A 25,089-nucleotide genomic window follows, 5' to 3' on the forward strand; every position below is an offset into this window, starting at 1 on the left:
CGGCCGTGACGTGGCACGATCCCCCGAGCACCGCAAGTTACTGACGGGACATCAGTTTGGGGGACGAGGTATGGGACCGGGCAAGCGCGGCCTGTTCGTGGCGGCGGTGGCGGTCGTCTGCGCGGTCACCGTGCTGGGGGCACCCGGCGCGGCCTTCGCGAGTCCCGGCCCCTCCCCGTCCCCGACGGCGACGACCAGCCCGGATCTGACCCTCCCGCCCAGCAAGGACCTGGAGAAGATCCGCCAGAGGCTGGAGACGCTCTACCACAACGCCGCGGTCGCCACCGACGCCTACAACGCGGCCGAGGAAGCGGCGAAGAAGCAGTCCGCGGAGATCGTCGCGCTGGCCAAGAAGATCGTCGAAGGTCAGGAGCGGCTGGCGGAGTTGAAGGACCGGGCCGGCGCCGCGGCCCGGTCCCAGTACCGCACCGGCGGGCTGCCCGACGAGGCCCGGCTGATGCTGAGCGACGACCCGGGCGAGTTCCTCGACGGGGCGGGCCGGGTGCTTCAGGGCCAGAAGGCCACCAAGGGTCTGATCGCCGAACTGACCCGCACCCAGGAGGACTTGGAGCAGTACTCCCAGGACGCCTCGGCGCAGTGGCGAAAGCTGGAGGTCAACCGCAAGGCCAAGGCGGCGGCCCAGAAGAAGATCGAGAAGCAGATCGCGGCGGCCGAGAAGCTCGAGTCCCAGCTGGAGAAGGAGGAGAAGGAGCGCCTCGCCAAGCTCCAGGAACAGGCCGACCAGCAGGCGCAGACCGCCTGGCTGGACACCGGCATCCTCGACGACATCGACGGCAAGGCGACCGCGCAGGGCAAGAAGGCCATCGAGTACGCCACCGCCCAGATCGGCAAGCCCTACGAGTGGGGCGCCGAGGGCCCACGCTCGTACGACTGCTCCGGGCTGACCTCCGAGGCCTGGAGGAGCGCCGGGCAGTCGATCCCGCGGACCTCGCAGGAGCAGTGGAAACAGCTCGAGCACGTCGACGTCAAGGACATGCGCCCCGGCGATCTGATCATCTACTTCGACGACGCCAGCCATGTCGCCCTCTACGTGGGCGACGGCACGATCATCCACGCCCCGCGCCCGGGCCGCACGGTGACCCTCGCCGGGGCGGGCACGATGCCGATCCTCGCGGTCGTCCGGCCGGACGCCTAAGAACTCCCCAATCACCCAAAAGGGGCGGCCTCATGGCTTCACCCCACCCCGAGGCGGCCCCCACCACGTGACCCACGGCACGCCCAACGGCCTCCCAAACCCCACGAGGACGTGACCTTCGTCATCCCCCACTGTGTACCGCCCTGCCCAACTGCGCCATGGAACGCGGCATATGACAGTGGCCAGAGATCAAGCGGCGTGTCCTGGACCATTCCGTTGCGGCGCCTTCTGCCGCTATGGTCCCCGTCGGTGGGTCGAGGTCCCTCGTCCCCGCCATGCCCTCGGGGGGAGGGAAGGAACCGACACCATGCCCGCACCGATACCGCGGCAGAGAGCGATCCCGGCCGTGGAAAGTGGTCAGGCGCAGGCCGTGCCCGCAGGAGGCGGCCCCTCCAACGACGTAGCCCCGCCCCGGCGGGAAGCCGCCCGCAAGGACGAGACCGTGCGCAACGAAGCGACGGCCGACAACGACGCCGCGCACACCACGCTGACTCTGCTGCTGATCGAGGACGACCCCACGGCCGCGCCGATCCTCCCCGATCTGCTCGACTCGGACGGCAAGCCGATCCGGGTCCGCACCGCCCGCAACCTCACCGAGGCCGAGCGGCTGCTCACCGACGACGTGCACTGCATCCTGCTCGACCTGGCGCTGCCCGCGCCCGGCAAGGCCGGCGAACCCGACGACGAACTCGCCGTCCTGCGGCACGTCCTGCGCCTCGCGCCCCGGCACGCCGTGCTCGCGCTCACCGCCTCCGGCGACGCGGAGCGCGGCGCCGAAGCCGTGCGCGTCGGCGCCCAGGACTATCTCTTCCGGGACGAGCTGGACGGCCGGCTGCTGAGCCGGGCGATCCGCTACGCCGTGGAGAGGAAACGTTCCGACACGGCCGAGCGGCGGCTCGCCGAGGGCAAGCTGCGCGCACAGGAGAACGCCCGCCTGGAGCGCGGCCTGCTGCCCACGCCCCTCCTGGAGGGCTCCCCGCTGCGCTTCGCCGCCCGCTACCGCCCCGGCCGCTCCCGCGCGCTGCTCGGCGGTGACTTCTACGACACCGTCCGCACCCCGGACGGCACCGTGCACGCGATGATCGGCGACGTCTGCGGGCACGGCCCGGACGAGGCGGCGCTCGGCGTGGAGCTGCGGATCGCCTGGCGGGCGCTGACCCTGGCAGGGCTGTGCGGTGACGAACTGCTCAACACCCTCCAGCAGGTGCTGGAGCACGAGCGCGACGACGACGAGATCTTCGCGACCCTGTGCACCGTGGACATCGCGCCCGACGGCCGCCGCGGGGGCCTGTGCCTGGCGGGGCACCCGGCGCCGCTGATCGCCCGCCCGGACCGGCCGGCGCAGCTGCTGCCGTACGACAACAACGGCCCCGCGCTCGGGCTGGTACCCGGCGCCCGGTGGCCGCGGATGCAGGTCGAGCTGGGGGCGGAGTGGAGCCTGATGCTCTACACCGACGGGCTGATCGAGGGGCGGATCGGCGAGGGCCGGGAGCGGCTGGGGCAGGACGGGATGGTGGAGATGATCCGGCGGCAGCTCTCCGAGGGGTTGCGGGGTGAGGAGTTGCTGCGGGCGGCGGTGAACGAGGTGCGTGAGCTGAACGGGGGTGAGCTCACGGACGACGTGGCGGTGGTGCTGCTCGATCGGGTGCCGTAGGGGGAACTCGCCGTTCGGGGCGGGCGCCCGGCAGGGGCGCCAGGGCTCTACCGTCCGCCGTTGTAAGGGCCGTACGGGCCGTCGCTGCTCGAGCCGCCGCCTCGGCGGGTGCGGCCGCCGCCCGGGAGGGCGCGCAGGGCGGGGCGGACGTCGACCATGTAGACGATGGTCGCCACCAGCCCGATGATCGGCAGGAACGACAGGATCGGGAAGATGAGGTTCACCACGAAGGCGATCCCGAGGATGATCATCCAGAACGGCTTGGTCTGCTTGTCGGTCGCGCGGTAGCCGTCCTCGCGGCGCAGGGCCGCGTCGATGAGCGCGAAGCCACTGAACACGATCAGGGCCAGGCTCAGCAGAGCCATGAAACTGTTGAACCCCTGCATCAGCACTACGTCCACCACCCGACTCGGCACGACCTGGCTCGTCCTTACGCGGTCACCGTACCCTCAACCGCGCCGCCCCTACCCGTACAACGGGCCGGACACCGCAGGAGTGCCCGGCCCGTAACCCTATGTCCGTGTTGCCTCTCGTATCGGCCGGCGGTCTCACTTGGCCGGCGGCGTCGTCTTCTTCGCGGTGGTGGTCTTGCGGGGTGCCGGAGCCTTCTTCACGGCCGTCTTCTTCGCCGGCTCGGGCGTGGGCTCGGCCTTGGCCTGGGCGGCCGGGGCGGGCTTCGGCTCCTCCTTGACCGCGGCGGCGGGCTCGGTCTTGGGCTCGTCCTTGCCCTCGACCACGATCGCCAGCTCCTCGATCTCCTCGGCGGCCTCGCCGCGCCAGGTCTTCACGGCCTGCTCGCCGTGCTCGGCGACCTTCTCGTAGGTCTCACGGGCCTTGACGGCGTACTCGGCGGCGACGCCGACACCGCGCAGCGCGAAGTCCTGGGCGGACTCGCCCAGCTTCTTCAGGTCGGCGTCGAGCGTGGAGCCGAGCTTCTTGATGTCGCCGTCGAGGGTGGCGATGAACTCGTTGACCTTGCTCTGGAAGGTCTCCTGAGCCTCCTTGGCCTTGGCGCCCGCCTCCTTGGCGCGGGCGGCGGCCTTCTCCTGCACGGCCTTGGGGTCGGTGTTGCGCACGGCCTCGATACGGGCCGGGGCCTCGGTGCGCAGCTGCTCCACCAGGGCCGGCACCTTCTTCGCCTGCTGGAGCGCCAGGTCGGCGGTGCCCGCGGCGAAGTAGAGCGGGGTCGGGTCGCTGAGGGTCTTGCGCAGGTCGTCGGTGATGGCCATGGTGTAGGTCCTCCCGGATTCGCGTTCGTCGTGTTCGTCGTCTTCGGCTGAGGGTCGTGCAGGTCCGCAGCGGGGCGGCCGGTCCCCTGGTCCGGTCAACTGGCCGTCTGCTGCGGATCGGCGTCGCTCTCCCGCTCCGGGGTCTCCACCATGCCCTCGCTGAACCCGTTCTCCTTGCGGAAGGACTCGTAGATCTGCAGCAGCGCCTGCTTCTGCGCCTCGGTCAGGGTGGGATCGGCGAGGATGACCGCACGCGTCTCGACCTCGTCCCGGTCCCGCTCCGCGTCGAGGATCCCGGCCCGCACGTACAGCGTCTCGGCGGAGATCCGCAGGGCCTTGGCGACCTGCTGCAGCACCTCCGCGCTCGGCTTGCGCAGCCCGCGCTCGATCTGGCTCAGGTACGGATTGGACACCCCGGCGGCATCGGCGAGCTGCCGCAACGAGAGCTGGGCGTTGCGCCGCTGCTCGCGCAGGTAGTCACCGAGATTGCCGACGTTGAGCGATGCCATGCCCCCACTGTGCACCACCGCCGCTAACTATTGCAAGCACCTGCTTGCAATAGTGTGTCGCGTCACGGAGACCCACGACCAGGTCTGCATCCCCCACCGTCTCCGGATCGGTCTCCCAGAGATCGTCGCCGCCCAACGGCACACCCCGACGGTCATGGCTCCGCCGCGGCTGACCGGCATATCCCCAAGACGGGGCTGCCGGCGCTCATCCGGGACAACGACCGAGCCAACGTCCCCCGGGGCCGGGCCGTCGACGGCGCGGACGTCCATTCGACGACCGGTACTGTGCTCAGTGCCTCAAGCCCAGACCAGGCCGACCGAGCGGGGAGACGACCCGTGTCGTGCACAGTCCCCAGCCCTCCGCCCGGAAGGACCGCACTCAACGTGTTCTGCCCACAGCCCGCTTCACCCCCCTCGCCGGCCGTGGGGCTGGTCCTCTCCAGCGGGGCGGCCCTCGGGGCGGCGCACGCCGGTGTGCTGCGGGCCGTGGAGGAGGCGGGGATCGAGGTGACGGTCGTGGCCGGGGCGAGCGCGGGTGCGCTGATCGGCGGCGCCTGGGCGGCCGGAGTGAGCAGCGAGCGCATCACGAAACGGCTGCTGCGCGCCCAGTGGGCGGACTTCGGCACGGCCGCGATCAGTCCGCGCCTCGGGCTGCTGGACACCTCGCCCCTGGCCCGCAACATCGAGGAGATGGTCGGCGACCTGCTGATCGAGGACCTGCCGATCCGGTTCGGCGCCGTGGTCACCGAACTCGGCTCCGCCACACCCCGGTTGGTGGCCTCGGGTTCCCTCTCGGCAGCCGTACGCGCGAGCAGCGCCGTACCCGGGCTCTTCCCGCCGGTCCGGCTCGAGGACGGCGGGGCGCTCTGCGTCGACGGCGCGGTGGTGTCGCCGACGCCGGTGTGGGCGGCGCACCGGCTGGGCGCCGCACGGGTCATCGCCGTCGGTTTCGGCCGGGGCGCCACTCGCTGGCGCCGCTGGTTCGAGTCCCGCCCCGACCACCCGGCCCGCGGTCACCTCCCCGACCTGTCCATCACCATCGACCCCACCGGCCACTCCTCCTGGTCCCCCACAGGTGTCCCGAGCCTCATAGAACGGGGCTACGAGACGACCCGGGCGGCTCTGGAGGGCTGGACCGACGAACCGCTGACCACGGCGACGGAGGCCTGAGCCGCACAGCCCCCCAAGCCCTACACCCCCGCGATCCACGCCTCCACGGCGGCGAAGTCCGCGTCCGTGAGCCCGCGCCGGTGGTCGACGCGGTGCAGGAGGGCCGGGGCGGGGTGCCGGGCGGCCACCCAGGCGTGGTCGGCGTCGGTGATCTCGTCGTCGAACCAGACGAAGGGACGGCCCGCGGCCCGGTCGACCAGGGGCCGCGTCTTCCAGTGCAGACCTCCCGGCGACGGTCCCACCTCGTCCTCCGGCCACTCCACCACGGGCAGCGGGGGCAGGCCGAGCCAGGGCGCGAGGAGGGCGTTCGCGTCGTCCAGCCAGGTCGTCGCCCACACCGGTTCACAGCCCAGCGCGAGCAGGCGGGGGCCGAGCGCCGGATCGAGGCGGGGCAGGAGGGGGTGCGGCGAGGTTCCGTGCTCCGGGTAGGGATCAGCGCCGCCGAACGGGAGCAGGGTGCCGTCGACGTCGAGGAAGAGGAGTGTCATAGGGCCCGCGGTCAGCTCTCGAAGCCGGTGCGGTCGTCGGTCGTCATGGTCGGGACGGTAGTCGGCCGGCCGAGAGCGGAAGGAAGACCTCGCCGACCTCGCCGCCCCTCATCCCTCGCCGCCCCTCACCACGGCAGGTCCCGCCCGTGGATCACCTCCAGGCGGGAGACCGCTCGGGTGAGGGCCACGTACAGGCGGTTCAGGCCGCGGGGTTCCGCCTCGACGATGGCCGTCGGCTCCACGGTGATCACGTGGTCGTACTCGAGGCCCTTGACGAGGGTGGCGGCGATCACCGTCACCCGGCCCGTCGCCATGTCGACGCCGGCGGCGGTGAGTGCCTCCCTGACGCGGGGCGCGTCCACGTCCGCGGCGATCACGCCCACCGAACCCTCGTGGGTGAGCGCGTCGCGTACGGCGGCGACGACCGCGGGCGCCGGGTCGCCGTCCGCGCGGCGGATGTTCAGCTCGCCGTCGCGGCGCAGCGACCGGGCCGGGGGCACGTTCGCGTCGAGGCGGGCGAGGAGCCGGTTGGCGAGGGCGAGGACCGCGCCGGGGACGCGGAAGCCCGTCGTCAGCGGGACGATCGTCGCGTCGGGTTTGCCCAGGTGGGCCATCTGGACCCGCCAGGAGCTCGCCGCCCAGGGGGTGGTGCCCTGGGCCAGGTCGCCGAGGACCGTGAGCGAGCCGAAGGGGACGCGGCGGGCGATGGCCCGGCACTCCATCGGGGAGAGGTCCTGGGCCTCGTCGACCACGACATGGCCGTATCCCTGCGGGTGTTCGAGGAGCCCGGCGATCTCGTCGAGGAGGACGAGGTCGGCTGCCGACCAGCGCGCGGACTTCGGGGAGCGGGGCGGCCGGGCCCGGAGCAGGGCCCGCTGCTCGGCCTCCTCCAGCAGTCCGTCGGCCGCGCGCGCCAGCTCCTCCCGCCCGGTGAGCAGTGCGGCCAGCACCTCCTCCGGCCGCACCTTCGGCCACACCGCGTCCACGCAGGCGCTCACCGCCCGCGCCCGCTGGATCCCGCGCAGCCAGGAACCCGGGCGCGGGCCGCCGCGCCGTTCCGCCTGCTCCTGGATCCGGCGCACGATCCGGCTCCGTACCCGCTCCCGCCCGACCTCATAGGGCGGTTCCTCGGCGAGCACCGCGGTCACGATCTCCGCCAGTTCGTGGCCCGCGATCCGCCAGCGGTACGACCCGTCCGGCACCGCCAGATCCTCCGCACCGCCGGCCGTCACCCGCCCGTACACCGCCCGGCGCAGCACCTCGGCCATGCGGGCGTCGTGCTTGACGGCGGCGGCCGGCTCGGAGTCGGTCCCGGTCACCGGGTGGCGGGCGATCTCCTCGTGGAGGGTGGACTGGCGTACGCCGGTCTCGCCGAGGGAGGGCAGGACCTCGGCGATGTAGGAGAGGAAGGTGCGGTTGGGGCCGAGGATGAGGAGTCCGGCGCGCTCGACGCGCTGGGGGTGGGTGTAGAGGAGGTAGGCGGCCCGGTGCAGGCCGACGGCGGTCTTGCCGGTGCCGGGAGCGCCCTGCACGCAGACCGACTCGGTGAGGTCGCCGCGTACGAGGTCGTCCTGCTCGGGCCGGATGGTGGCGGCGATGTCGCGCATGGGGCCGACGCGGGGCCGTTCGAGCTCGCGGGCGAGGAGGCCGTCGTGGCCTGCGGACCGGCCCTCCGCGAGGTACTCGTCCTCCATCCCCGTGAGGTCGGCGGAGTCGCCGCGGCTGCCGGGCGCCCAGCCGAACCGCCGCCGTACGGCGACGCCCTGGGGGTCGTGGGCGCTCGCCTGGTAGAAGGCGCGGGAGACGGGGGCGCGCCAGTCGACGACCAGGGGCGGGGCGGCGGGGTGCTCGCTGATGCGGAGCCGGCCGATGTGGTGGCCATGGCCTTCGCCCGCGAAGTCCAGGCGCCCGAAGAACAGCGGGCCCTCGGGCAGTTCGCGCAGGGCCTCGGCCCGGCTGCGCAGTCCGAAGCCGAGGACTTCGGCGTCGGCGCCGGACGCGGAGACGTCCTCGCCGGTGACGACCCGCAGGTCGGCGCCCTCGACCATGGCGGCGAGGGCGGCGCGGCAGGTGTCGTGGTGGGCGCGTTCGTGACGGAGGGCGGAGTCGAGGTCTTCTGAGTCCTTCGCGGCAAGGTCGGCAGACGTCATGCCCCGAGGATAGCGAACAACGCAACCGAGTTAAATATTTAACCGAGTAACGCTTATGCCAGATGCGGAAGCCCCGCCTCCAGCACCGCGAAAGCCCGCCCGGCCGCAGCGGCCGCCTCCCGCCGTACGTCCTCCACCGGCTCCCCCGCCGCGATCCGGCGCCAGTTCTCCTCAGCGAGGATGCGCCGTACGGCGATGACCTGGCCGGCCGCCAGCCGGGCGTCGAGGCCGCCGCCGAGGGCCTCGGCGAGGGCGGCCTCGGAGCGCTCCAGGTGGGTGTGGAGGCGGGCGACCAGGGAGGGGGTGCCGTAGAGGAGAGTGTGGAAGGCGCGGACCTGCGGGTGGTCGTCGACGCCGGTGATGGGATCGGCGGCGGCGAGCCCGTCGAGGAAGTGCCGCCGCAACGCGGGAAGCGGCGCGACCCCCTCGGCCCGCGCGGCGACGACCACCCGCGCGGCCTCCCCCTCGTGGTCGGCGATCCGGTGCAGGACGAGGTCCTCCTTGGCCGGGAAGTACCGGAACAGGGTCGGCTTGGAGATCTCGGCCGCGGCCGCCACCTCGGCGACGGACACGGCGTCGAACCCCCGCTCGACGAAGAGCCGCACGGCGATGTCCGACACCACCTGATACATCCGCTGCCGCTTGCGCTCCCGCAGACCGGTCTCGCTCATGGGATGAGCCTACGGCCGTCCGCCGACCGCCGTGACGTGTCCCGGTCCCGTCCCTACGCCAGGGCCCGGGAGAGATAGGGGTTCGCCGAGGCGGGCATGGGGAGGCCCAGGGAGGCGGTGGCAGCCGCCAGGGTGTCGGCGTAGGAGTCCACCGCACGGCGGACGTTCGGGGCGTCGAGGCTCGAGCAGGTGACCAGCCGGTCCAGGTCGATGTAGGCGGAGCGGACGATCTCCATCCTGCGGTAGACCCGCCAGTCCAGGGCCCAGTTCTCGGTGTACTCCGGGGGGAGGAGCCGCTCCCACCTCCGGAACATCCGGTCCCTGATCTCCTGCCGCGTCGGGGTCAGGTGCATGTGCCGGACCAGGTCGTAGAGGGGGTCGCCGACGAGGGCCAACTCCCAGTCGATGATGGTCAGAGCCAGATCGTCGCTCCGGCGCACCAGGTTCCACGGGTTGAGATCGCCGTGCAGCAGAGTGGGCTTCCGGTCGCTCACCTCGTACCGGGACAGGATCTCCCGCAGGCGCACGTCGTCGGGAAGCCCGAGCATGCGCGCCAGTTGCAGCGACTCCTTCGGCAGCTCCCCGACCATGCCGACGAGTTGCTCCTTCAGCCACCTGTAGAAGTCACCGCTGCCGGCCGCGGGATCGACCATGGTGTAGTCGACCTTCGTGAGCTCGTGCATCTGGTCGACGAGCGCGTCCGCCTCGTGCGGCAGCAGCCCGTTGACCGGGTGGCTGGGCGGCCGTCCGATGCGCGGGCCGACGTAGGTGTGAATGGCGAAGGGATCGTCGGGATAACTCTCCCCCAGGGCCAGCACCCGCGGAGCCGCCACCCGCACCCGAGAATCCTGGATCGCGCGAAGGACGGCATGCTCGCTGAGGTAACTCGGCTCCCTGCGCGAGACATTGGGCAGCATGCGCCGCACGACCACCGGACTGGGGTAGCCCTGCGCCCACACCACCGTGTTGAGGTGCGCGGTCCCCTTGAACACCCGGTTCGCCGGAGCGGCACCCTCCGCGAGCAAGGCTTCCCGTACGGCACTGGCGGGAAAGCCGCGGTTCTCGGAGACCCGCCGATCCCGCTTCCAGTCGAAGGCCCTGCCGAACCAGTCCCGGCCGTTGATCCGGCCGCCGCTGCGCGAGGCCAGCCATCGGAACAGGGCCCTCTCGACCTCGTCGTTCGACGGCGGGCCCCCCAGCCGCAGCGGTTCCGCGGCCGCCTCCAGGGCCCTGCGCACCTCGGCCGTCGCCTCGTCCAGGCTCTTCTGGGTGAACGACTCCCGCAGGGACCGCGCGGCACGCATGACGTCGGGGTAGACGGACTGCGCCCGCTCGAAATCGACGTAGTGGCGCAGATCCTTGATGCCGGGGACCGCGGCGGGACGGTACTTCCGCATCGCGGCCACCCAGGCGTCGATCACCTCGTCCCACTGATGAGCCGGGTACCGCATGCGCACGAGGTGCGTGGCGAGGTCGTGCAGCGGATCGCCATAGGTCGCCAGTTCCCAGTCGACGCACACCAGGGGCGGGTCGCCGTCGTACGACACGATCACATTGTCCCGGTGCAGGTCCGCGTGGAGCAGGCCGTACGGCCGCCGGACCATGGCGGGGACCCGGTCGGCGAACGCGAGCAGCGCGTTCTCGGGGATGCCGAGCGCGGTGAACAGGCCACCGAACTCCTCCCAGTTCGGCTTGCGGATCTGCTCGTCGGCGAGCCGCGCCAGGGTCCGCAGAAAACCCTGGCTGTCGGTGTGGCTGGTGGGCCAGACGGACGGCAGGGGCGGCAGCGCCGAACGGCGCACCTGGGTCATCCGGGCCAGCAGTTCGGCCAGCGCCTTCATGATCAGCGTGTCGACGGGTTTACCGTTTCCGCAGATCTTGGACAGCGGCACGCCCTGCACATACCTGTGGACGGCGTACCCCGGCCCCTTGACCAGGCACTCCGGCGCATGGGGCAGGACGGGGCGCACGGCGTCGAGGATGGCGGCCTCGTCGTTCCAGGTCCTGATCACCACCGACAACACGTCGGAGCGCGGAATCCGCACCGTGACCGTGCTGCCTGCCTCACGGCCCAGCAGACGGGACATGTCCTCCGTCAGGGGGATCACGTAGTTCCGGTTGTGATGGCCGCTGTGCTCCGTCGATGTTTCCGTGGCCCTGAGGAACATCCCGAAAACGTCGTCGGTCCCACCACCGGCGGCTCGGCCCCCGGCAGCGCACTGGGGGACAAGGGGCTCGACCACTGGCCGCTCCGGATACTCACGCTCGATCGGATGGGTACGGCAATCCTCGAATGCCTGGTGTTGCGCCGCACGACCGGAGTGACCGGTGGAGTGAGCACGAGGGGTGGTGTGTCACTCGTTCGCATCAGGTCGTCGAAGCCGGCTGGTTCGCCGTTTCATACGTACGGGCGGAGGCGATTGCTCGCACAATGCGGGGCATGTTAGCGCAACCGCGTTTCCGCTATGCGGCAACGCGGTCCCAGACCGAGTCGAACCACGCCTGCCAGGTATCGACGAAAACCGACTGCGCCGAGTCCGGGTCGGCGTCCTTCACATGCCGGGTGAGCGGGGCCCCGAAACCCAGGACGTCGAGGGCGGAGATCTTCTCGCCGGTGTCCAGACTGATCTCACGCCGGATCACCTGATACGGCGCCAACAGCGCGTCCGTGCCATTGAGCAGGTAGAGCTTGCAGGTCGGGGTCAGAGGGGCATGGCGGATCCGAAGGTCCACGTCGGGCACGAGCTCCTGCAGATCCCTGAACAGTCCGCGCACCGACTCCGTCGACTTCCGGGTGATGACGTGCAGTCGGTCCGTCAGCCGTGCGTCGGCCGGGTCGTCCTCGACGCGCGGATAGGGCACGGCCAGGTCCTCGGACGGCAGAATCAGGCGCAGGGCGATGCGTTGGGGACGGATGGCACGGCTGTAGATCCGCTCCGCCTGCACCCGCAGGTGGGCGTCCAGCGACTCGGATGTCAACGAGTAGACGTCCAGGGTCACCTCGGGCCGCTCGAAGGCCTCGTCGAGCACCGGCCCCAGGGTCACTCCGCCCAGCCGCCGGCCTTCGCTGACCGCCGAGGGCTGGGTCCTGGGAACCCGGATCACCTGGGACCCGCTCCCCTGCCGAGACTTGATCCAGCCGCCCTCGGCCAGGTCCCGAAGCACGCGCTGAACGGTGTCCCGTGAGACCTCGAACTCCTCCGCCAGGTCCCGCTGGGACGGCAGGAAGGTCCGCACCGGATACGTTCCGTCGGCTATCCGGGCCCGCAGCGCATCCGAGACCCGCTGGAACTCCCTGCCACCGCCGTCGCTGCTCCGCCGTTCGTCCACAACGCGACCGTACCGCCCTCGGTCCAATGGCAAACCAGTTTCAGTCAAGTCGACTTGGGGATTGGCCTGCTGCTTAAGGATCAGGCAGGCCGGGGAAATCCACTTCACTACAACCAGTCCAATTGGACTGAGAGTTGAACGCTTCACTGAGACTGGTCGGGAGGTGAAGAGGGATGCTTCTGTTGTCGGCGCTGCAGGGACTGCTCGAGATGGCCGCCGGGATGCTGGCGCAGGCGAAGCTCGGGACGCTGGGGCTGGTCCTGCTGTTCGGGGTGGGGGTGGGCGTCAGGGCCCGGCACAACGGCCTGGCCGTCGGGGCCGCCGTCGTGCTGATGTTCCTGATGACTCAGGCCTGAAGGGGTGGCTCAGGCCCGCTCCCTGACCATCCTCAGCACCGTCTCCAGCGAATTCACCACCGTCGTGGCGCCCACCCCCCTGAGCAGCTTCTCCTTGCGCCCGTTACGCGCGTAACCCAGGAACGGGACGCCCACCGCGCGGGCGGCCAGGAAGTCGGAGGGGGTGTCGCCGATCATCAGGGCGGTCTCGGGGGCCGAGCCCATGGCGGACAGCGCACGGGTCAGACAGTGCGGGTGGGGTTTGAGGAGGTGGAGGTCCTGGGTGCGCCCGTAGACATGGGGGGTGAAGCAGGAGGTCAGACCGCGGCTCGTCAGGTACTTGGCGATCACCCGGGGGGAGTTGTTGGTGGTGATGGCCAGGCGCAGGCCCACCGCCGTCCAGGTGCGTATCAGCGGGTCGGCCCATGCCGTGGGCATCGCCGAGGACGCGGCCCGCAGCTCCTCCTGCGTGAGACGTTCCTCCAGCTCGGCCACCAGGTCGCTGCCGGGGTGCCTGCGGTCCACGGCACGCAGCACGATGTGCGGGTCCAGCGTCTCCCGTTCGGACTCCGTCAGCAGGTGGTGCAGGCCCCGCCCTTCGAGCCACTCCACCAGTCCCTCGGCCACGTCCTCCGCCGAATGACCGGCGAAAAGCCGGCAGATCGGCCCGTCGAAGTCCCAGAGGACGACCCTCGCACCTGTGATCAACGCCCGCAGATCCGCGGTCTCGTGTCCCGTCTCATTCTCGCTGTCGCCTGCCACCTGTTCAGTCTGCGCCGTATCAGAAGTCACTAGGAGAGTGTCAGGTCCGTCGTGATGGTTTCCCAGAGGGCGTTGAACCACTTCTGGGATTCCTCCACGAACATGGCGTCCCGCTGCCCCGCGGACTTCTCGAAGGAGAAGAGCAGCGATTCCGTGCCCAGCACGTCGTACATGTCGAGCATCCCGCTGTCGGTCGGCTCCTCCCGCCGCTCGACCATGTAGTACGCCATCAGCGCCTCCGTGCCGTTGAGGAGGTACAGCTTCACGGGCGGGGTGAACGGCAGCGCGCGGAAGGTGATGCCGACGTCGATGCCGTGGGAGCGCAGGGTCTGCAGGTTGTGGCGCAGGACATGGCCCTGGGCGTTGCGCATCGCCAGCCAGCGCTGGTGGACGGGGTCGTCGTCGCCGCGGCCCTCGACCGGGACCGGGAAGGCGAGGTTGATCCGCCGGGACGGCAGCAGGATGCGGACGTCGATCTTCTCGGGGCGGACGACGCCCGCGTGGATCAGTCGCAGGGGCTCGCCCAGGGCGGGGATCAGACTCTCGGCCGTGAGGCAGGCGGCGTCGATGCGGACGTGCGGTGCGGAGAAGGCCTCGGTGATGCGGGGGGCCAGGGCGACCATCGTGGGCTGGGGCTCGTCGTGACCGGCGGGCGGCGGCTCGGCGATGCGCGGCGGGCTGCCCTTGCTGACGTTGGTGAGGAGCCCGTCGTCCTGCAGGGCCCGCAGGGCCTGGCGTACGGCACCCCGCTCCACGCCGAACTCGTCGGCGAGCTCGGCCTGGGTGGGCAGGCGGTCGCCCGCCTTGAGGTCACCCACGCGGATGCGTTCCCGCAGGACGTCGGCGATCTCCTGGGGCGACCTTCTGCTGCCGTTCACTGCCACGTTCTCCTGAGTCACGACCAAACGCTACAACTTAGATCCATCTAAGGGCAGTTGCCCAGAAGTTGTTTAGGGGTTATCACCAAGTGGGGACAACTTAGTAAGAGTTGGTAACCAACTCAACCGAGTTGGCAAGGGTTTACCTCCCGCTCCAATCCATCGACCCTCCGAAGGGAGGAACCATGCCTGTCCTCGCCCTCGTCTGCGCGGCCGTCGTCGTCGGCGTCGAGCAGACCATCCAGTGGAAGTACGGCACCACCGGCGCCGTCGGCCTGCTGCTGCTCAGCATCGGCATCAAGGTCAAGAGCCCCGCCATCAGCTCCGTCGGTGCCGTGGTCCTCGCCCTCGTGGCCACCGGACCCGCCGTCAGCTCGTGAGCAGCAGCTCCGAGCTGATCGTCTCCCACAGTGCGTCGAACCACAGGTGGGACTGTTCCACGAACGCCGAGTCGCGCGGACCGGCGCCCTGTTCGAAGGCGAACAGCACCGACCGCGTGCCCTCGGCGTCGTACATCTCCAGGTGTTCCTGGTCGATCGTCTGTTCGCGACGCCGGACGGTGTAGTACGCGAACAGCGCCTCCGTGCCGTTGAGGAGGTACAGCTTCACGGGCGGGGTGAATGGCAGCGCGCGGAAGGTGACGTCGACGTCGATGCCGTGCGTGGAGCGCAGCGTCTGCAGATTGTGCCGCAGCACCTGGCCCTGGGCGTTGCGGTGGGCCAGCCAGTGGCGCTGCAGCCGCTCGGTGGCCGAGGTGTCCACCGGGGTGGGAAAGGCCAGATCGATGTTCCGGGACGGCAGCAGCACCCGGACGTCGATCTTGGCCGGTTTCAGCTGTCCGGCGTGGATCTGCCGCAGTGGTTCGCCGATCGCGGCGGTCAGCGAGACCGAGGTGAGGCAGAGGGCGTCCACCTGGACGTGCTCGGCCGCGAAGGCCGCGGTGATGCGGGGCGGCAGGGCCACCATGGACGGCTGCGGGGTCGCGGCGGGGCCGATCGGGTGGCCGGCCGGGCCCGCCTGCGGGGCGACCGTCGCCGGGCTTCCCTTGGAGACGTTGGTGAGCAGGTGCTCCGACTGCAGAATGCGCAGCGCCTGGCGTACGGCACCGCGCTCCACCCCGAACTCGTCCGCCAGCTTGGCCTGCGTCGGCATGCGCTCGCCCGGCCGCAGCACGCCGGTTCTGATCCGGGTGCGCAGCTCGTCGGCCACCTCGCGGTGTGAGCGCTGCGGCCGCTCCGCCCTCCTCCGGTCGTTGACGGAGGCATGTTCCGGCTCCACATTCGAACAGTACAACTTCCCGCCATCTTGTGGCAGTTCAAAGAGAGATGGTTATAAGACGCTTCCAAGCGGACATAAGTACAGTGAAGTTGGCAGCCAACTTCAACAACGTGGTCAAACTTTCAGACGGTTGGCCGTCGGGCTCCCTTCCGGAGGGGAGCCGGGAGCCCGAACAGTCGGCACCGACGCACAGCCACAACTTCAGATCGCCGCACAGCCACAACCGAACATCGCGCGCACAGTCACAACTGAACAGCTACGGATCACCCGTCACGGCGGAAGAAGGGAGCTCAGAACAGGTCCGGGCACCACGGGCGCCCGGACGTACGCAGCAGGGCGTCGGCCTTCCGGGCGGCGCCCGCTCGTTCTTCCCGGAGCCGGCCCAGCGCCGCGAGCCGCACCACCGACTCGTCGCCCAGCCACAGCGACGCCAGCTCGGCCACGTCGAGCGTCAGGTCGGCGTCGCGCGTCGTCGGCGTGCACGCGGCACCGTCGGGGGTCGCGTCCAGCAGGAAGCGGCCCCCGGCCAGACCGGCCCGGTCCACCACCTCCAGCACCAGCGCGCCCGTAGCGTCGTACGTACGCGCCTCCAGGGCCCGTACGACGTCCAGGAGCCGCACCCACAGCCAGTCCGACTGCGTGGTGATGCTCGCCGCGCGCGGGTCCGGCAGGAGGAGCGGGAGCAGGTCGTCCGGGGAGCGCAGGTCCGACTTCACCCGAATGACCCAGTCGATGGAGCACAGATAGTGCCACAGGGCACGCTCGGCGGCCGGGGTCACGGACAGCAGCCAGTTCACCGAGGCCGTGTTCAGCGGCTGCTTGGCGTCGCTCCACGTGGCGTCCGCCTCGTACGAGACCAGACCCTCGACCTCGCCGTCCGCCGAGCGGTACACGGCGTAGAACGGCTCGGTGCGGTTCTCGTCGCCGTGCAGGCGTATCACGCCGGTGTCGATCTCCCACCAGTACTCATCGCGGCTGACCGCGCCGGGCTGGGCCCGTCGCAGCCGCTCGTGCAGTTCGGGGCCGAGCTTGCGGACATCCTCGCCGTCGATCAGGTCGATACGGCCGCCGGCCAGGGGGACCGGGTGGCGCGGGTCGAAACCGGCGCGCGGTACGTCGATCGCCCACTTGGTCGTCGTGGTGGCGGGGCCGAAGCCGTGGCGGCCGTAGATGCGGTACTCGGCGGCGATGAGGGTGGCGACGACGTCCCCGCGGTCCTTCGCGGCCGTCAGGTCGCCGGACATCAGACGGGTGAGGAGGCCTCGGCGGCGGTGGGTGGGGGTGACCGTGACATTGGAGATGGCGTCGGCGGGGACGGGGGTGCCGCCGACCGCGGTGAGCTCCTGGGGGAACGAGCGGAAGGTCGCGACGCACCTGCCCGCGTCGAAGGCGCCGTAGGTGCGGGAGTCCCCGAGCGTGGCTCGGCGGGCGGCGAGGGACTGCTCGGTGACGGTCGGGGGACGCAGGAAACCCGTGTGCAGGGCGCGCATCCAGTCGGACAGTTCGGCATCGGTGATGGGGCGGACGTCCATGGGGTCACGGTAGGCAGGGTGGGGGTGGGTGTCGCCGGGTTTTTCGCCCGCCACCCGCCCCCCTCCGACGGGCCGGATCACCGGGCCCACCGCGACCGGGCCGCTACACCAACAGGTCGTCCACCTGGGCCTCGCCCTCCCGGTACCGGCGGGTGATCTCGGCGCCGCAGTCGTCCGCCGTGCGCTGGAGACTCTGGCGGCGGCGGGAAACCTGCTGCTCGTAGCGCACCAGGCGGGCCATCGCCTCGTGGAGTTCGGGGTCGGTACGGGCGTCGAGGTCGGAGAGTTCGACGTCGGCGAGCATGTCGGCGGCGAGGCGGCCGTACTCCTCGCTGTGCGGGGTGCCCAGGGTGACGTGGCGGGCCGAGGAACGCTGGCGGGCCGGGGCGTCGGTGAGGATCTCCGACAGCCGCTCGACCACGGAGGCCGCGCCCGTCGGGGAGCGCCGGGCCAGTTCCGCGCGCAGGATGTCGATCCGGCCCTGCAGCAGCCGCCGTACGTAACTGAGGTCGGCCTCGTCGCGCTGGGCGCCCTGGCGCAGGGTGCGCAGTTCGGGCAGGCCCAGCCGGGCCAGGTCGTGCTCGGGCGGTTCCGGGGGCAGCGGCCCGGGGCTGTCGCCGCGCTGGGAGGGCGGCCGGTGTGTCTCCAGCCGCCCGGTACTCGGTGTGCTCATGTCCCTCTACCGTCCCCTCGACCGGCGTGTGGTGGAAGCATCGTGCCACCCCAAGTCGCCGCGATGTGACCGAGTCCCCCCGAACGGCCCAGACAGGGCCTAAAGGATCAAAAATGGGCCCCCCGAGGCACCACGCGGGCCAACCGGCATGATGGTCCGCATGCGAGCGGTGGTGCAGAGGGTGGACGGCGCGAGTGTCGTCGTGGACGGGGAGACGGTCGGGGAGATCGCGGGTGAGGGGCTCTGCGTCCTCGTGGGGGTCACCCACGAGGACACCGAGGAGAAGGCGGCCCAGCTCGCCCGCAAGCTGTGGTCGGTGCGCATGCTGCACGACGAGAGGTCGTGCAGCGACATCGACGCCCCGCTGCTGGTGATCAGCCAGTTCACGCTGTACGGAGATGCCAGGAAGGGCCGGCGTCCCACCTGGAACGCGGCCGCTCCCGGGCCCGTCGCCGAGCCCCTCGTCGACGAGGTCGTGGCACAGCTGCGGGCCCTGGGGGCCACCGTGGCCACCGGGCGGTTCGGGGCACGGATGCGGGTGTCCCTGACCAACGACGGGCCGTTCACCGTCCTGATCGAGGTCTAGGGTCCCTCGAAGCCCCGTCGATCCGGCTCACCGACCCGACCGGCCGCAATCTGCGTGACGGCGGACGGGCGCGACTGGCGTGCGGGGACACCCGGGACGTGGTGCTCGTCGACGGGGAGGCGGAGACGTATTCGGCGGAGGGGGTTCCGGCGGCGGCCGAGGCGTTCGAGATCTGACGGACAGTGAATCGGGGAGTCTCAGGGTCGTTCTCGGGGATCAGTGGGGGTGGCTCCTGATGGGCGGGAGCCCGGTGCGGTGGGAACTTGGCGTCATGACCTTGTTACCCGCCCGCGTCCGCGTTCCCGCCGTCGCCGCTCCTGTCCTGCTGTTCCTCTATGGTGTGCTCCGGCTCGTCGACGGCCTCGACGGAGCGCACGGACCGGGACTCGCCTGGAACCTCGGCCACTCACTGTTCTTCGCCGGCCTCGTGTCCTTCGGCGTCCTCATCGTGGGGCTGCGCCGGCTGGTGCCCGACCGGCCGCCATGGGTGCGGCGCGTGGCCGATGTCTCCGTGGCCGCGGGGCTGTTCGGCGTGGGCTGTTTCCTGTGGGTGACGCTGTGCGACCTGTTCCCAGAGCTGGACGAGACAGCGCCGCTGCCCGCACCGCTGAAGATCGTCGGCCCTCTCGCGTTTCCCCTCGGCTTGGTGGCGCTGCTGGTGATCCCCGCGACCATGCGGCCGCGCCGGCTGCGCGCGGACGGACCGCTGCTGGTACTGGCCGGCTTTGCGATATTCACGGCCGATCTCGACCTGTTTCCGGTCGGTGCGCTGTTCCTGCTGGCCGGGCTGGCCCCGCTGGCGCGGCCTGCGCTCTTCAACAGACGGTCGACGCCCGGCGATGCGACGGTCAGCCGGACTTCCGGTGAGCCGCGTTCAGGCGATCGGACTCCTCGGCCGTGAGCCGCAGAGCGCCGGCGGTCCCACGCCGCCGGAGCACGCTGCTGCGCGCCGCCGTCGGCCTGCTCATCCCCACCGGCGGCACCGTCCGCCTGGAGCTGGCGGTCGTGGTTGGCCTGGGGGCCCGGCAGTCGCAGGCGGCCTGGCTCCACGCTTCCCAGGTCTGTGCCGCCCTCCTCCGGTACTGCCCCGGCGCCATCCCGTACTCCCGCTTGAAGGCCTTGCCGAAGGCGAACGACACTGGTCCTAGGGTTCCACGACCACTTCCTGGGCGGCGGCCGTCGTCCCGGCCATCAGGGGGGCGTCCACCGGCACGTTCCGCTTGACCAGGGCCAGGGCCACCGGGCCCAGCTCGTGGTGGCGTACGGAGGTGGTGATGAAGCCGATCTTGCGGCCGTCGGGGGCCTCGTCGGCGACGCGGAGTTCGGTGCCGGCGGTCGGCAGGTGGACCTCGCTGCCGTCGAGGTGGAGGAAGACCAGGCGGCGGGGCGGCTTGCCCAGGTTCTGGACGCGTGCGACGGTCTCCTGGCCCCGGTAGCAGCCCTTCTGGAGGTGCACCGCCGTGCCGATCCAGCCCAGCTCGTGCGGGATGGTGCGGTGGTCGGTCTCGAAGCCGACGCGCGGGCGGTGCTGCTCGACGCGGAGCGCCTCGTACGCCAGGATCCCGGCCGCCGGACCGGCCTTCCCGGCGTACGACTCCAGGTCGGCGCGCGGGAGGAAGAGATCACGGCCGTACGGCGTCTCGCGTACGACGACGCCCTCCGGCACCTCGGCGATGGAGCCGGCGGGGAGGTGGACGACGGCGGTGTCCGCGGTGCGGTCGGCGACCTCGACCCGGTAGAAGAACTTCATCGACTCCAGGTACGCGATCAGCGCGTCCTGGGTGCCGGGCTCGACGTGGGCCCAGACCGTCGTGCCGTCGTCGACCAGGTAGAGCGCGTGCTCGATGTGGCCGTGGGCGGAGAGGATCAGGGCCTCGGTGGCCTGCCCGACCGGGAGGTCGCTGACGTGCTGGGTGAGCAGGAGGTGCAGCCAGCTCAGGCGGTCGTCGCCGGAGACGGCGACGACGCCGCGGTGCGAGAGGTCGACGAATCCGGTGCCTTCGGCGAGGGCACGCTGCTCGCGGAACAGGTCGCCGTAGTGCGCGGCGACGCCTTCGTCCACGCCCTCGGCTGGGACGGCGCCGGGCAGGGACAGCAGTGGGCTCTTCATGGGCACAAGCCTACGACTCGGTAGTTGAACTCTTGAGTGAGCAGTCCGTGCAGCGGCCGAAGATCGCGAAGTGCTTCATGTCCGTCTCGAAGCCGAAGGTCTCGCGGAGCTTGGCCGTGAACTCGGCGGCCACTTTGACGTCCGCCTCGATGACGTTCTGGCAGTCCCGGCAGACGAGGTGGATGTGGTGGTGCCGGTCGGCGAGGTGGTAGGTCGGGGCGCCGTGCCCGAGATGCGCGTGGCTGACCAGCCCGAGCTCCTCCAGCAGTTCCAGCGTCCGGTAGACCGTCGAAATGTTGACCCCCGACGCCGTCTTCCTCACTTCCACGAGGATGTCGTCGGGGGTCGCGTGTTCCAGGGTGTCCACGGCTTCGAGGACAAGCTGGCGCTGCGGCGTCAGCCGGTAGCCGCGCTGCCTGAGGTCGCTCTTCCAGTCGGTGCCTACCACGGCGCCCAGTCTAGGGCGTGTTGCGAAAGTAGCGTCGTCCGCCCGGAGGGCGGGGCCCGCGGCGTCTGGCGCGGTGCATCGCAAGGCGGAGGGTCGTCCGCGTACCGGGCGTACGCGGGCGATCCCGGCAACGCGGCGAGGCGCCGTGCCAGACGCCGCGGGCCAGACGGGACTTTCGAAACACGCCCCAGGCCGCCGCGGTGGACGGGCGTCACGTCCCGGGCGACATGGCCCCCCTCATCAGCAGGTCGGCGAGCAGCCCCCGGTACTCACCGGTCGCCCGGGCGATCTCGGTGTGCACCCGCACCTTCTCGTCGAGGGCGGCGAGGGTGTCGCCGATGGCCTTCTGTTCGGCGGGCGGGGGGAGCAGTACGGGAAGGTCGCCCAGGTCGCGCAGGCTCATCGAGGCGATCACCGCACTGGCCGAGCGCCGCTCGATCCACCTCTGGGCGGCGCCCGCGCTCAGATACCCGGTCAGGTACGTCGCCAGGGTGAGGTCGGGTTCGGCGAGCCGCAGTCTGACCATGTGGGTGTACAGCCAGTGGTGCTGCTCTCCGGTCACCAGTGCGCACCGGCCGACGGTACCGGTCCGGGTGAAGAGCACGTCACCTTCCAGCAGCCGGTACCGCTCCAGCGTGCGGGCCTTGGCCGGTTCCACCCCGACGTGCTCGGTCGGCGCGATCCGCTGATGGGCCAGGTCCCTGGGCAGGACGAGCGGTACGCCGTCGTCCGCGGCCGTACGGTCGTCCGGGCGGACGCCCGGTCCCAGCTGGAAGGAGCACAGCTCCCTGAGGGCGTGGGCCTGCCATCCCGCAGGCAGCGGCCCCAGGTCGTCGCCGGTCACAGGCCATACCTCCGCAACTGTTCCTCCAGAGCGCCGTCGGCAGCCCTCGCCCGGGCGTGCAGCCGCCCGAGCTCCTTCGACAGCTCGGCGAGCCGGTGCTTCGCGGCGGGCAGGTCGTCGACGCCGGCTCCCATGGGCGAGTCGCCGTGCACGAGGAGCGGCGGATCCATCCGGTAGTCGAGCGCCGCGATCTCCCCCGGATCCACCGCCCGGCTGAGTCCCGGCGTGCCGGTGTGGGGCCGTCCGTCGTCCCTGGCCGCGCGCCAGGACGCGTAGGCCCGGACCAGCCGGTGAACGTCGTCGTCCGACAGCGAACGGCGGTTCCGCGACTCCATGTGTCCGAGGCCCGCTCCGTCGACGAACAGCACCTCCTCCGCCCGCCCGCTGGGGGAGCGCAGGAACCAGATCTGGGTCTGGATCCGGGTGCGTTCGAAAAGCTGCGACGGCAGCGCCATCACGCATTCGAGGGCGCCGTTCTCCAGCAGATAGGCCCTCACATGGCGTTCCGAACCGCCCTGGAAGCCGGCCCCCGACGGCATGAGAACAGCGGCCCTGCCCCCGGGGGCGAGCCGTGAGAGCACGTACTGAAGCCAGTCGAACTGCGGGGAGACCGTCCTGACGTACTGCCAGGGCTCCCGCGGTCTGTCCACACCCGCCACGATGACGCCCCCGCCGAACGGCGGGTTGGTGAGCACCGCGTCGAACCTCCCCGGCGGATCGGCGCTGTCCGCCTCGGGCCTCATCGTCCCCGGCCACAGCCTGGGTCTGCGCCCACCGTGCAGCCGGACGTTCATCCGAGCGAGCCGCAGCGCCCTCTCCTGCGGCCCTCGGCCACTGACCTCCTCCGGCACCTCGGCGCCCTGCTCCGCGACCGCGTCGAGGTACGCGCACAGCAGCTCCCCGCTGCGGCAGAAGGGGTCGTGCAACCGCTTCGCCGCGGGGCCGTGAGCGGCCAGCGCACGCGCCATGACGCGGCTCACCGAAGGAGGCGTGAAGTACTCGTCGGCCGCCCGCGCGTCCGTGTCCCGGAGAAGCCCGAGCAGACGGTCGAACGCCTGCCGGCTCTCGTCACGGGAGGCGGGCGGATTGCGGTCCAGGAGCCTCAGGACGTCGGCCAGCACCGCCAGTTCGTACTCGGCCGGCACCTCCAGCTCCTCCAGGGCGGCGCCCGGGTACTCGACGTAGTGGGACCAGCGCTCCCTGTCCCGGCTCTGGACGAAGACCAGGGACAGCAGCAGGTCCAGGTACTCGGGCATGCGCAGTCGCCCGGCGAGCCTGGCGGCGTCCCGCCCGGCCAGCTGCTCGACGGCGGACAGAAGGCTGCCCTTCCGGTCCCCGCCGAGGCCCGCACGGAACCGGTCGCCGTACGTCGTCCCCGTCGGCTCGCCCGGCTGGAGGGCGTTCGCCGGGATTGTGCGGCCGGACAGCCAGTGGAGGACCTGGTCGGCGCGGAACGTGTCGAGGTCACCGCCTGAGACGGGGGCGGGGAAGTCCGCGTGGCGCCGCTCCCAGTTGGTGACGGCCGGCCGCTTCACCCCCGCCATCCGGGCGATGTCGGAGCGCGAGACGAGTACCTCGCCGAAGTCACTCAAGAGCGTCCCCCTTGCCGTCCAGCACGGTCCGGAACCGGTCCGTCGCCCGCACCTCCTTGGCCAGGTCCGGGCTGAGCGCCTCCAGCACCCGGTAGATCCTGGCATGGTCCTCGGCGAGGTCCGCGCGGTGGATGGGCTCATGGTGCATGACGCGGTTGCGCAGCCGGACCAGGGCGTCCAGGTCGCCGTACAGGGCGTCGCGACGGCCGGCGTTCGGGAACGCCTTGTGCAGGGTGGGAACCCAGAAGGCCCGGTCGTAGCGCGACATGAGCAGGTTCTTCCAGAAGCCGAAGCTGAGCTCCGTGACGACGTCGTTGACGGTCACCGGCCGCTTCGGCCGCCCCTGCTCCCGGGCCCGCTCCTCCTCATTGAGCTCGCACTTGGCGCGCGCGCTGTCGACGAGCCGCTTCCCTCCCTTGTTGAGCGGCGCCACCGTCCACCAGTCGGGCCGGCCGTACTTGGTGACCAGGCAGTCGTGGAGGGCGTTGCGCACGGCGAGCTCGACGTAGTGCAGCGGGGCGTACAAGGCGGCCGACGCCTGGAGGTTCCACTGGTACAGCCGCATCGCGGCCTCGGGGTCTCCCCCGGCCGCACGCAGGTACGGCTTCATCCGCGGCTCGGAGAAGAACCGCCTCACCCATGCGGGCATCCTGTCGACCACCGTTTCCCCCTTCTTCCGGGCACACGGATGCCCGGGACCTTTTTCTCCTCACGGAACGGACTGCTGTGCTAAATTTGACGGCGAACGTTCTGGGCCGCCTCTGCTTGCATGCCACCCAGGGCACGGCTTGTCGGAACCCCGACCGCAGTCCAAGTGCGGTCGGGGTTCCGTGCGTTGGTGTCAACGATAGCCGGTAGTAGTGGCGGGATCAAGCGCATTGCAGTGCACTCAGATCTGTTAACCCCTCCGAGGGTGTGAAACAGGGCCCCGCGGATGTCCGCGAGGCCCTGTCCGTCGCCGGAAGGCGGCTCTACTTGAAGAACGCGATGCCGTCGTCCGGGAGATCGTCGGGAAGGGCCTTCGCCCAGCGCTCGACCTCCTCCGGGGTGACGACCTTCTTCAGGTGGGCCGACATGTAGGGGCGCAGCTCGACCTCGGGGGTCTGCTTCTCGCCGACCCACATCAGGTCGCTCTTGACGTAGCCGTAGAGCCGCTTGCCGCCGGTGTAGGGGCGGGAGGCGGCCGTGCGCGCGACGGCGTCCGTGACCAGGTCGATCTGCGGCTTCTTGTCGGCCATCTCGCCGTACCAGATCTCGATGACACCGTCGTCGCGGGTCATCGTGACCTCGACCTTGCGGGCGCCGTCGATCCGCCAGAAGCCGGACTCGGACTCCAGCGGCCGGACCTTGTTGCCGTCGTTGTCCAGGACCCAGGTGCGGGAGTGGTACTCCAGGAAGTCACGGCCGTCGTGGGTGAAGGTGACCTCCTGGCCGAAGTTGCACTTCTCCGAGCCGGGGAAGTCGTGCACGCCCGCGCCCGCCCAGGTGCCCAGCAGGAAGGCGAGGGGGACGAGGTCCTTGTGGAGGTCGGACGGGATCTCGATCATGAGTGGCAGTTCCTGGAGTGGTAGGTCAGCGCTGGCCCTGGTACAGCTTCTTCACGGTCAGACCGGCGAAGGCGAGGACGCCGACACAGACCAGGACCAGCAGGGTTTCGAAGAAGATCTCCACGGGGTGCTCCTCGGATGAGCGTG

Annotated in this window: 26 protein-coding genes and 1 pseudogene; 8 read left to right on the plus strand and 19 right to left on the minus strand. The window is 70.9% G+C overall.

The genetic code is table 11. The features are described 5' to 3' along the window. Positions 1-70: 70 nt before the first annotated feature. Together ACIBVL_RS38465 and ACIBVL_RS38470 are read left to right on the plus strand one after the other, a co-directional pair. Positions 71-1,156: an NlpC/P60 family protein gene (locus ACIBVL_RS38465; protein ID WP_399105047.1), complete on the plus strand. Its 1,086-nt coding sequence runs from the start codon at positions 71-73 to the stop codon at positions 1,154-1,156. A gap of 307 nt (positions 1,157-1,463) precedes the next feature. Beyond that, complete coding sequence (locus tag ACIBVL_RS38470; protein WP_399105049.1) at positions 1,464-2,810, plus strand: PP2C family protein-serine/threonine phosphatase; 1,347 nt, start codon at positions 1,464-1,466, stop codon at positions 2,808-2,810. Between the two features lie 47 nt (positions 2,811-2,857). On the opposite strand, the gene ACIBVL_RS38475 is transcribed toward ACIBVL_RS38470, so the two are convergent. The 3 genes from ACIBVL_RS38475 to ACIBVL_RS38485 form a co-directional block, all read right to left on the minus strand. After that, complete coding sequence (locus tag ACIBVL_RS38475; protein ID WP_399105216.1) at positions 2,858-3,196, minus strand: DUF2516 family protein; 339 nt, start codon at positions 3,194-3,196, stop codon at positions 2,858-2,860. Positions 3,197-3,358: 162 nt separating this feature from the next. Beyond that, positions 3,359-4,039 (minus strand): hypothetical protein, encoded by a 681-nt coding sequence (locus tag ACIBVL_RS38480; protein ID WP_399105051.1) that lies wholly within the window; start codon positions 4,037-4,039, stop codon positions 3,359-3,361. A gap of 95 nt (positions 4,040-4,134) precedes the next feature. Beyond that, entirely contained in the window at positions 4,135-4,548 is a 414-nt protein-coding gene (locus ACIBVL_RS38485) for a helix-turn-helix domain-containing protein (RefSeq protein ID WP_399105053.1), read from the minus strand. Positions 4,549-4,932: 384 nt separating this feature from the next. On the opposite strand from ACIBVL_RS38485, the gene ACIBVL_RS38490 reads away from it, so the two are divergent. Next, positions 4,933-5,718, plus strand: coding sequence for a patatin-like phospholipase family protein (locus tag ACIBVL_RS38490; protein ID WP_399105055.1), 786 nt, complete (start codon positions 4,933-4,935; stop codon positions 5,716-5,718). Positions 5,719-5,738: 20 nt separating this feature from the next. Here ACIBVL_RS38490 and ACIBVL_RS38495 read toward each other — a convergent pair whose 3' ends face one another. The 5 genes from ACIBVL_RS38495 to ACIBVL_RS38515 form a co-directional block, all read right to left on the minus strand. Beyond that, positions 5,739-6,206: a hypothetical protein gene (locus ACIBVL_RS38495; RefSeq protein WP_399105057.1), complete on the minus strand. Its 468-nt coding sequence runs from the start codon at positions 6,204-6,206 to the stop codon at positions 5,739-5,741. Between the two features lie 125 nt (positions 6,207-6,331). Then, on the minus strand, positions 6,332-8,356 hold the full coding sequence (locus ACIBVL_RS38500; RefSeq protein ID WP_399105059.1) for a HelD family protein: 2,025 nt from the start codon (positions 8,354-8,356) through the stop codon (positions 6,332-6,334). A 53-nt stretch (positions 8,357-8,409) separates the two neighbouring features. Then, a complete protein-coding gene (locus ACIBVL_RS38505) occupies positions 8,410-9,027 on the minus strand; it encodes a TetR family transcriptional regulator (RefSeq protein WP_399105061.1) in 618 nt (205 codons plus the stop codon). Positions 9,028-9,080: 53 nt separating this feature from the next. Then, complete coding sequence (locus ACIBVL_RS38510) at positions 9,081-11,195, minus strand: phosphotransferase (protein WP_399105063.1); 2,115 nt, start codon at positions 11,193-11,195, stop codon at positions 9,081-9,083. Between the two features lie 295 nt (positions 11,196-11,490). Then, on the minus strand, positions 11,491-12,357 hold the full coding sequence (locus ACIBVL_RS38515; protein ID WP_399105065.1) for a GntR family transcriptional regulator: 867 nt from the start codon (positions 12,355-12,357) through the stop codon (positions 11,491-11,493). Positions 12,358-12,530: 173 nt separating this feature from the next. Here ACIBVL_RS38515 and ACIBVL_RS38520 point away from each other — a divergent pair, with 173 nt between their 5' ends. Next, entirely contained in the window at positions 12,531-12,713 is a 183-nt protein-coding gene (locus ACIBVL_RS38520) for a hypothetical protein (protein WP_399105067.1), read from the plus strand. A 9-nt stretch (positions 12,714-12,722) separates the two neighbouring features. Here ACIBVL_RS38520 and ACIBVL_RS38525 read toward each other — a convergent pair whose 3' ends face one another. Together ACIBVL_RS38525 and ACIBVL_RS38530 are read right to left on the minus strand one after the other, a co-directional pair. After that, positions 12,723-13,454 carry an HAD family hydrolase gene (locus ACIBVL_RS38525; protein ID WP_399105069.1) on the minus strand — a complete coding sequence of 244 codons (732 nt, stop codon included), beginning with the start codon at positions 13,452-13,454 and terminating at the stop codon, positions 12,723-12,725. 29 nt (positions 13,455-13,483) lie between these two features. Continuing rightward, positions 13,484-14,359: a FadR/GntR family transcriptional regulator gene (locus ACIBVL_RS38530; protein ID WP_399105071.1), complete on the minus strand. Its 876-nt coding sequence runs from the start codon at positions 14,357-14,359 to the stop codon at positions 13,484-13,486. Positions 14,360-14,517: 158 nt separating this feature from the next. On the opposite strand from ACIBVL_RS38530, the gene ACIBVL_RS38535 reads away from it, so the two are divergent. Beyond that, entirely contained in the window at positions 14,518-14,712 is a 195-nt protein-coding gene (locus ACIBVL_RS38535; protein ID WP_399105073.1) for a hypothetical protein, read from the plus strand. Here the strand turns inward: ACIBVL_RS38535 and ACIBVL_RS38540 are convergent. From ACIBVL_RS38540 to ACIBVL_RS38550, 3 genes are all read right to left on the minus strand, one after another. Then, positions 14,702-15,610 (minus strand): winged helix-turn-helix domain-containing protein, encoded by a 909-nt coding sequence (locus ACIBVL_RS38540; RefSeq protein WP_399105075.1) that lies wholly within the window; start codon positions 15,608-15,610, stop codon positions 14,702-14,704. The two genes, ACIBVL_RS38535 and ACIBVL_RS38540, sit on opposite strands and share 11 nt — an antisense overlap. A 290-nt stretch (positions 15,611-15,900) precedes the next feature. Then, positions 15,901-17,142: a GNAT family N-acetyltransferase gene (locus ACIBVL_RS38545; protein WP_399105077.1), complete on the minus strand. Its 1,242-nt coding sequence runs from the start codon at positions 17,140-17,142 to the stop codon at positions 15,901-15,903. A 103-nt stretch (positions 17,143-17,245) separates the two neighbouring features. Beyond that, positions 17,246-17,815 carry an aerial mycelium formation protein gene (locus tag ACIBVL_RS38550; protein ID WP_399105079.1) on the minus strand — a complete coding sequence of 190 codons (570 nt, stop codon included), beginning with the start codon at positions 17,813-17,815 and terminating at the stop codon, positions 17,246-17,248. Between the two features lie 160 nt (positions 17,816-17,975). On the opposite strand from ACIBVL_RS38550, the gene dtd reads away from it, so the two are divergent. From dtd to ACIBVL_RS38565, 3 genes and pseudogenes are all read left to right on the plus strand, one after another. After that, positions 17,976-18,401 carry a D-aminoacyl-tRNA deacylase gene (gene dtd / locus ACIBVL_RS38555; RefSeq protein ID WP_399105081.1) on the plus strand — a complete coding sequence of 142 codons (426 nt, stop codon included), beginning with the start codon at positions 17,976-17,978 and terminating at the stop codon, positions 18,399-18,401. A 17-nt stretch (positions 18,402-18,418) separates the two neighbouring features. Continuing rightward, positions 18,419-18,568 (plus strand): annotated as a pseudogene (locus ACIBVL_RS38560) (pyridoxamine 5'-phosphate oxidase); the annotation flags it as partial. 68 nt (positions 18,569-18,636) lie between these two features. After that, complete coding sequence (locus ACIBVL_RS38565) at positions 18,637-19,302, plus strand: hypothetical protein (RefSeq protein ID WP_399105083.1); 666 nt, start codon at positions 18,637-18,639, stop codon at positions 19,300-19,302. Between the two features lie 243 nt (positions 19,303-19,545). Here the strand turns inward: ACIBVL_RS38565 and ACIBVL_RS38570 are convergent, their stop codons facing one another. The 6 genes from ACIBVL_RS38570 to ACIBVL_RS38595 all read right to left on the minus strand — a co-directional run bounded on the left by ACIBVL_RS38570 (position 19,546) and on the right by ACIBVL_RS38595 (position 24,942). Continuing rightward, a complete protein-coding gene (locus tag ACIBVL_RS38570; RefSeq protein ID WP_399105085.1) occupies positions 19,546-20,511 on the minus strand; it encodes a YgfZ/GcvT domain-containing protein in 966 nt (321 codons plus the stop codon). A 10-nt stretch (positions 20,512-20,521) separates the two neighbouring features. Further along, positions 20,522-20,959 (minus strand): Fur family transcriptional regulator, encoded by a 438-nt coding sequence (locus ACIBVL_RS38575; RefSeq protein WP_399105087.1) that lies wholly within the window; start codon positions 20,957-20,959, stop codon positions 20,522-20,524. 211 nt (positions 20,960-21,170) lie between these two features. Continuing rightward, entirely contained in the window at positions 21,171-21,803 is a 633-nt protein-coding gene (locus tag ACIBVL_RS38580; protein ID WP_399105089.1) for a restriction endonuclease subunit S, read from the minus strand. Continuing rightward, the gene (locus tag ACIBVL_RS38585; protein ID WP_399105091.1) at positions 21,800-23,395 is read right to left on the minus strand and encodes a class I SAM-dependent DNA methyltransferase; all 1,596 of its coding nucleotides are present in this window, start codon (positions 23,393-23,395) and stop codon (positions 21,800-21,802) included. The genes ACIBVL_RS38580 and ACIBVL_RS38585 overlap by 4 nt, the downstream gene beginning before the upstream one ends. Continuing rightward, complete coding sequence (locus ACIBVL_RS38590) at positions 23,388-24,044, minus strand: hypothetical protein (protein WP_399105093.1); 657 nt, start codon at positions 24,042-24,044, stop codon at positions 23,388-23,390. Before ACIBVL_RS38590 ends, ACIBVL_RS38585 begins: the two co-directional genes overlap by 8 nt. Before the next feature lie 322 nt (positions 24,045-24,366). Next, positions 24,367-24,942 carry an FABP family protein gene (locus ACIBVL_RS38595; RefSeq protein ID WP_399105095.1) on the minus strand — a complete coding sequence of 192 codons (576 nt, stop codon included), beginning with the start codon at positions 24,940-24,942 and terminating at the stop codon, positions 24,367-24,369. Positions 24,943-25,089 lie beyond the last annotated feature (147 nt).

It is taken from the genome of Streptomyces sp. NPDC049687 (assembly GCF_044465285.1).
Taxonomy (GTDB): Bacteria; Actinomycetota; Actinomycetes; order Streptomycetales; family Streptomycetaceae; genus Streptomyces.